At 65.9% G+C, this 6,331-nt stretch carries 8 protein-coding genes; 2 read left to right on the top strand and 6 right to left on the bottom strand.

Annotated features, from left to right (window positions below):
• Positions 1-104: 104 nt before the first annotated feature.
• The 4 genes from ACH196_RS15740 to ACH196_RS15755 form a co-directional block, all read right to left on the bottom strand.
• Positions 105-842 carry a 3-keto-5-aminohexanoate cleavage protein gene (locus ACH196_RS15740; protein ID WP_396647856.1) on the bottom strand — a complete coding sequence of 246 codons (738 nt, stop codon included), beginning with the start codon at positions 840-842 and terminating at the stop codon, positions 105-107.
• A 198-nt stretch (positions 843-1,040) separates the two neighbouring features.
• A complete protein-coding gene (locus ACH196_RS15745; protein ID WP_396647857.1) occupies positions 1,041-1,502 on the bottom strand; it encodes a BA14K family protein in 462 nt (153 codons plus the stop codon).
• A gap of 206 nt (positions 1,503-1,708) precedes the next feature.
• Positions 1,709-1,921, bottom strand: a complete 213-nt coding sequence (locus ACH196_RS15750) for a cold-shock protein (protein ID WP_349003424.1) — start codon at positions 1,919-1,921, stop codon at positions 1,709-1,711.
• Positions 1,922-2,348: 427 nt separating this feature from the next.
• The gene (locus tag ACH196_RS15755; protein ID WP_308059115.1) at positions 2,349-2,561 is read right to left on the bottom strand and encodes a cold-shock protein; all 213 of its coding nucleotides are present in this window, start codon (positions 2,559-2,561) and stop codon (positions 2,349-2,351) included.
• Positions 2,562-2,972: 411 nt separating this feature from the next.
• Here ACH196_RS15755 and ACH196_RS15760 point away from each other — a divergent pair, with 411 nt between their 5' ends.
• Complete coding sequence (locus ACH196_RS15760) at positions 2,973-3,575, top strand: Kazal-type serine protease inhibitor domain-containing protein (protein WP_396647858.1); 603 nt, start codon at positions 2,973-2,975, stop codon at positions 3,573-3,575.
• 67 nt (positions 3,576-3,642) lie between these two features.
• Here the strand turns inward: ACH196_RS15760 and ACH196_RS15765 are convergent, their stop codons facing one another.
• Positions 3,643-3,981 carry a hypothetical protein gene (locus tag ACH196_RS15765; RefSeq protein WP_396647859.1) on the bottom strand — a complete coding sequence of 113 codons (339 nt, stop codon included), beginning with the start codon at positions 3,979-3,981 and terminating at the stop codon, positions 3,643-3,645.
• A 337-nt stretch (positions 3,982-4,318) separates the two neighbouring features.
• On the opposite strand from ACH196_RS15765, the gene ACH196_RS15770 reads away from it, so the two are divergent.
• Positions 4,319-5,287 carry an alpha/beta fold hydrolase gene (locus ACH196_RS15770; protein ID WP_396647860.1) on the top strand — a complete coding sequence of 323 codons (969 nt, stop codon included), beginning with the start codon at positions 4,319-4,321 and terminating at the stop codon, positions 5,285-5,287.
• A 144-nt stretch (positions 5,288-5,431) separates the two neighbouring features.
• On the opposite strand, the gene ACH196_RS15775 is transcribed toward ACH196_RS15770, so the two are convergent.
• Positions 5,432-6,286: a hypothetical protein gene (locus tag ACH196_RS15775; RefSeq protein WP_396647861.1), complete on the bottom strand. Its 855-nt coding sequence runs from the start codon at positions 6,284-6,286 to the stop codon at positions 5,432-5,434.
• Positions 6,287-6,331 lie beyond the last annotated feature (45 nt).

The raw sequence follows: 6,331 nt of genomic DNA on the forward strand, positions 1-6,331 counted from the left end.
TGTCGCCGATTGCTTTTTTAGGAGCGCACAGAGCAATAGACCTACTGCCTACTGCCTACTGCCTACTGCCTACTGCCTACTGCCTACTGCCTACTGCCTACTGCCTACTGCCTACTGCCTACTGCCCTACCCGAGCGAAATATCCCGACCGCCGCCGCAACCAGCGCCGCATTTCCCGATGCGATGCTTCCGTCCGGCAGCGTGCGGCCATCCTCCAGTCCCACCCGCGTCGACCAACGCCGCTCCTCTGCAAGTTCCACGAAGGGCCAGACGGTGGCGTCCGCGCCGTGTAGCAGGATCGGCTTGCGCAGACCGGCCCGCTCCAGCACCGTATGGATACCCTCGGCGACCTCCCTGGCCTCGGAAAAATCCTGTTCGGATATCTCGATGAGGATGCGGAAAATCCTGCCGCCGTCTTTCAACCCGGCCAAACGCTCGGCATCCGCCACCGATGCGAGCCCGGCCTCGATGCCGACGCCGCGTGCCCGCAACCGCTGCATCACCGCTGGCGCATCGTGCTCCGAAAGGTTCACCGAGGCGTAATCCGGCAATTCGGTCCAACCGTCGATAAGCGAGCGCGTGCGCGCTTCGTCGTTCTCGATCCAGGCGCCGGTGGAAACGCCGACCAGCGTGCCCGGACACGCACGCCGGACCAACGGGATCGTGAGGTCGATCGCCCCAAGGCTTTCCCGTCCGTCCGGCCCACGTGGATGGATGTGCAACTCGGCCGCTCCGGCCGCGACGCAGGCGGCGGCGTCCCGTGCCATTGCTTCCGCCGTCAGCGGCAGCGCCGGGTGGAAGCTGGCTGAGCGTGCGCCGTTGATGCAGGCCTGGACAATCATTTTTCAGCGTCGGCTTGAAACTCGATCGAGCTTAGCCGACGCAGGCGCGGTGGGGTAGCAGGGCGTGGATTGCAACTGACATAATACTGTCGGGCGGAGGCTACCTCCTACGGACGCGAGACGCGCGACAAACACAAAAAGGCGCCGCCCTTCGGCGACGCCGCATTTCTTCGACAATCCGGGCGGGCGATCAGGCGATCAATTGGCCTGGCAGAAGTACCGCTGGCCGTCATAACCGGTGAAGGTGCCGGTGCGCGGGTTGAACGAGCGGTAGCGGTTTTCGCAATAGTCGTACCATTCCGGCGACCACGGCTCGAGCGCGCCGGTCGCATAGACCACTCGCGGCTCTTCCACATAGTAGCGGCGGACGGGCACCGGGCGCTCGCGATAGACGCGCACAGGCTCACGATAGATCGGTTCGCCATAAACCGGTTCCGGCTCGTAATATTCCGGCGCGGGGGCGGTCGCGACACCGGCGGCGAGCGCGCCGACCGCCAGGCCGAGCACGCCCGCGGCAACGAGGTCGCCGTCCGAATTGCCATGATAGTGGTTGTAGTTGTGGCGCCGCCAGCCGTCGCCGGCCTGCGCGGCCGGCAGGGCGGAGAGCGTGGTGGCGGTGACGGCGAGGCCGAGCACGGCGGATTTGAGCAAACGGTTCATTTCGATCTCCTTCGACCGGCGGCAAACGAGCGCCGTCTTATGTCGGGTGGAAACCATAAGCAGGCACGCCTGAACGCAAGCTGAACGAACCATCGGGCGGAATGATGGCCAAACCCTGCAGCCAAACCAGTATCGCCGGTCCTCTTGCACGCGCGAAGATCCGCAAAACGTCGCGGCGGTCGCGCGGCGCGGCAGGCCGTCGTTCGTCAGCCGATGGTGAGGTTGACCGCCTTGGGTCCCTTGCCGCGCTTGTCCGGCTCGGTGTCGAAGCTCACCTTCTGGCCGTCTTCAAGACCCGGAAGCCCGGAAGCCTGGACCGCAGATATATGGACGAATACGTCCTTGGCGCCATCATCGGGCGTAATGAAACCGAAGCCCTTTGCATGGTTGAAGAATTTGACGGTGCCGTGCTGCGGCATAGGTAACTCCTTGTGACCCCATCAACCACCAGGCCGACGGGATTCTCGCCCGCACGGCGCCCGGTCATTCGGCAAGGAGAAGAAATTGCCTGGTCGCGACGGGGCTGTTCCCATGCCCTCTATTGTTTGCTGCCGCGCTTCGTCGGCGCTTTCCGCAAGCAACCGCCGCATGCCATTCCCGTCTCCGGGCCCGCAAAAATGCCCGAGTTCGAGATTAGTCCTTCATTTTCAAGCAAGGGGCAAGCGAAAGTTTTCCCCGCCCGCATCGTTGCGCGACGAAGTTTCCAGGAAAACCAAGAATACAGCGGCCGGATGAGCCGGAGGGACCGGTTTATGCACCGCAGCAACGCTTCAAATACAAAATCGGCGCGGCGGTCAAACCGCCACGCCGCGCTTGTCGTTGGGCCACTTCAGGACAGGCGCGGTCTCAGGATGCGCGCAGGTTGACCGCCTTCGGCCCTTTGCCCATACGATCCGGCTCGACGTCGAAGGACACCTTCTGGCCATCGACCAGCGTGCGCAGGCCGGACTTCTCGATCGCCGAGATATGCACGAAGACGTCCTTGGCGCCGCCGTCCGGCGTGATGAAGCCGAAACCTTTGGTAGCGTTGAAGAACTTGACGGTTCCCGTCTGGGACATGGGGGAAAGCTCCTTCACCCGTTGCGGTTTGCCCGCTGCTCGGCGGTAGTACCGGGGAAGCCGGACAGCGGCATAGACTTGGCGACCGTGCGCGATGCGCGATATGCCCCCCGCCAATGTGGGGCCGTCAGATATTCACGATATCGGGGAAAGGTTTCGTCCAAAAACGGGTCCAGTCTCCGGGTAGCAAATGCCCGAACACAAAATGTATCGCATGGAAATGTTTCATCCGCAAGGCGCAAGGCCAGTCGCAGCAAAGACTTGCGGGACAAAGCGGGCCGAACAGTCGCAACGGTACTCGTATGAACCCTTCCGCCAGGTTGCCGGGTCCGTATGGGGATTGCATTCGCCCGCGGAATCACGATCATCCGCCCGTCGGGCCGGCCGTTCCGGCGACGAGGAGGGACATCGATGCGTCTGCTGTCGAGGATCGAACTGCGCGACGCCATAGTCAGCCTTGCCCTTGTCGTGCTGGCCGCCTGCACCGTCGTCGTCGACGAGGACCGCCCAGGCCCCCGCCCCCGGCCTATTCCTGATGGCGGCTTCTGCACCCGCGAATATGATCCCGTCTGCGGCCGGCGCGGCGGCGACCTGCGGACGTTCGCCAATGCCTGCATGGCCGACAACGCCGGCTTCCGCATCGTGCGACGCGGCGAATGCCGCCGCGATGACGATCGCCCCGACCAGCCCCGCGCCTGCACCCGCGAATACGATCCGGTCTGCGCCCGCCGCGGCGGCGACCGCCAGACTTTTTCCAACGCCTGCGTCGCCGAAACCGCCGGCTACCGCGTGATCGATCGCGGGGAATGCCGTCGCGGTGGCGGTGGCGGTGGCGGTGGCGGTGGCGGTGGCGGTGGCGGTGGCGGTGGCGGTGGCGGTGGCGAAGAGCCTCGCTTCTGTACGCGCGAATACAAGCCCGTCTGTGCACGGCGCGGCGGCAATGTCCGCACCTTCCCCAATGCCTGCGAGGCCGAATCCGCCCGCTACCGGATCGTCAGCGACGAGCCCTGCTGATCGGCGTCGACAGGCCGGCGGGCCGGCGCGGCGGAACGATGCCCGCCACGCCCTTTTCGTATCGAACTCAGTTGCTGCGGCTGACGACGCGTACCGCGCAGCTCGGACCGACATGGCGATGCCAGACGAGCACGCCGCGAATACGGTGCAGGCGCACGTCGCGGTGGCAGTCTCGGATGATCGGCTCACCGCCGGCGCGGATCGGCACGCAGCGGCGGTTGTGGTAGTGCCAGACCGCGCGCCCATACTCGGGCACATAGTGACGGCGGACATCGGCGTGGCAGCCACGAACCTGTACGACGAGGGACTCTCCGGCCGCCGGAGCGGGCGCCATGGCCGGGCCGGCGCTGGCCGCACCGCTGAGCGCCGGCAGCAACAACGCGACGGCGACCAAAAATCTCTTCATGGACCTCCCTCCAGTGGCATCGTGGCAGATATTACACGAAGCGCGGCGACGGGGGCACGCCAACACAACCGCAGGTTAATGGTCTGTTGATGCAGCAGCGTTTCGCTTGGAGTTTTCACTCGCGGCCCCGTTGCGGCTGTTTGCGGTATTCGCGCGTGAGGTACTGATTCATGTCGGACATTGGTTGCCGCAGCCGTTCCTGACACAGGCAACCATTCCTCCGGAACTTCGCATTCGGTCGTTCAACCCAGCCGTTGCAGCCTCCACCGCCGCCTGCCATTAATCGGAGGTGGAAACGCAAGCGCAGGAAGCAGCCGTGAGCGAACCGACACAGCGAATGATCGAGACCAACGGCATCCGCCTCAACGTCGCGGAGCAGGGAGACGGCCCCCTGGTGCTTCTGTGCCACGGCTTTCCCGAATCCTGGTATTCCTGGCGCCATCAGTTGGGCGCTCTCGCGGCGGCGGGCTTTCGCGCGGTCGCCCCCGACATGCGGGGCTACGGCAAGAGCGACCGGCCGGAGGCGATCGACCAGTACACGCTCTTTCATCTGGTCGGCGACATGGTGGGCCTTCTCGACGCCCTCCAGGCCCCCACCGCGGTCATCGCCGGCCACGACTGGGGCGCCCCTGTCGCCTGGCACGCGGCGCTGCTGCGGCCGGACCGTTTTCGTGCCGTCATCGGCCTTAGCGTGCCGTTCCGGCCGCGCGCCAGTCAGCGCCCGACCGGCCTCATGCCGAAAACGGCGGACAGCCAGTTCTACCAGCTCTATTTCCAAAAACCCGGTGTTGCCGAGGCGGAACTGGAACGCGACCCTCGGGCCACGCTGCGCACCATGCTTTATGCTGCATCGGGAGACGCCCCGGGCGCTGGCGCTGGCGCCCCAATCGGCATGGTCCCGCACAGCGGCGGATTCCTGCAAGCCCTTAAAGCGCCACAAAACCTGCCGCGCTGGCTCGACGAGAGCGACGTCGATTTCTACGCCGGAGAGTTCCGGCGCACCGGCTTTGCCGGTGGTCTCAACTGGTACCGCAACATCGACCGGAACTGGGAGCTGATGGCGCCCTTGGCGGGCGCTCAGGTCAAGGTTCCCGCGCTCTATATGGCGGGGGACCGCGACCTTGTGGTCAGTTTCCCCGGCATGGATCGGCTGCTGGCCAATCTCAAGATTTTCGTCCCGCAGCTTAGCGAAACACTGATGCTGCCCGGTTGCGGGCATTGGACCCAGCAGGAGCGCCCGGACGAGGTGAACGCGGCGATGATCGACTTTCTTCGCAGCTTGCCGGAAGGCGTGATCCGGGCCTGAGCCGGTCCGGCCGGCTTCGCCACCGACGAAAACGGCACTGCCGGGCAGCACGGATCATCGCCACGCCCGGATTCTTTTCCGTCTGGCCGTTGAACATGCCGGAATATCTTGCTTCTCGAAGGCGCCGGCCTGGCCCGCCACCCCTCACGACGTATCGGGGCGCGACTGATCCAGCGCGTCCAAGGCCAGCGCATGGGCATGCGCCAGAATCTCGTCGACCTCGCGGATGTTGCTGCGGCGCCGGGCGTCCGGGTCGTAGGGCGACAGCCGGCCGCCGGGCGGCCGGCCCAGCCACAAAGGCCGTGTCCGCTGGAACCGGACCGTGCCGCGCGCCGTCCTGCCGCGCACGATCACAGCGCTGCCGATTTGCCTCATCTCCGCAACCGCCGCGTCGCAGCGCGCCTTCCAGCGGGCGAACCGTTTGGCCTGTTTTGGCAGGTCGTCGAGGGCCGCGCCAAGCGCCTGAAGCCGCAGGCCGAGCCGCGCCGCATCGATCGGATCGTCGGGCGATGGAGGGCGCGGCAACGGAGACGGCTCGCTGAAGCCGGGAACCGAGATGCGCGGCACGCCGCGCCCCGGCACATAGCGGCGGCGGACGCGGAACGGATATTTCGGCGGATCGAACAGCGGCAGGCAGATTGCGCGGGGCCTGGCGGCGCGCCGTTCGGCGGCTTTGCACTCGGCTTCATAGCGGGCAAAGTCTTGCTTCGACAGGGTGACGGCGAGGCCGAGGCGGCGCATGGCGGCCACCGTGTCGGAAATCTTCGGCTTCGGCTTTCGCGGACGCAGCGGCGGCAGCACCACCACGATGCCGCGCGCTACCGCGATGATCAGGCGCCGCGCGGCGGATTCGGCCGGACGCAGCAGCCGCAAGATGGCGCGGTAGAGATGGCGGGGAAGGGTGGCGCCACCGCCGGCCATCTCGGCCATGCCGACGAGCATCACGAGGATGCGCTTCAGCGCCTCCCGGTTAGTCTCGATTGGTCCACTCTCGTCCAACGCCGCCCTCCTTCGAACACAGGCGGCAGGGATCATAGCATTGGT

It is taken from the genome of Mesorhizobium sp. IMUNJ 23232, from assembly GCF_044326205.1.
GTDB lineage: Bacteria > Pseudomonadota > Alphaproteobacteria > Rhizobiales > Rhizobiaceae > Kumtagia.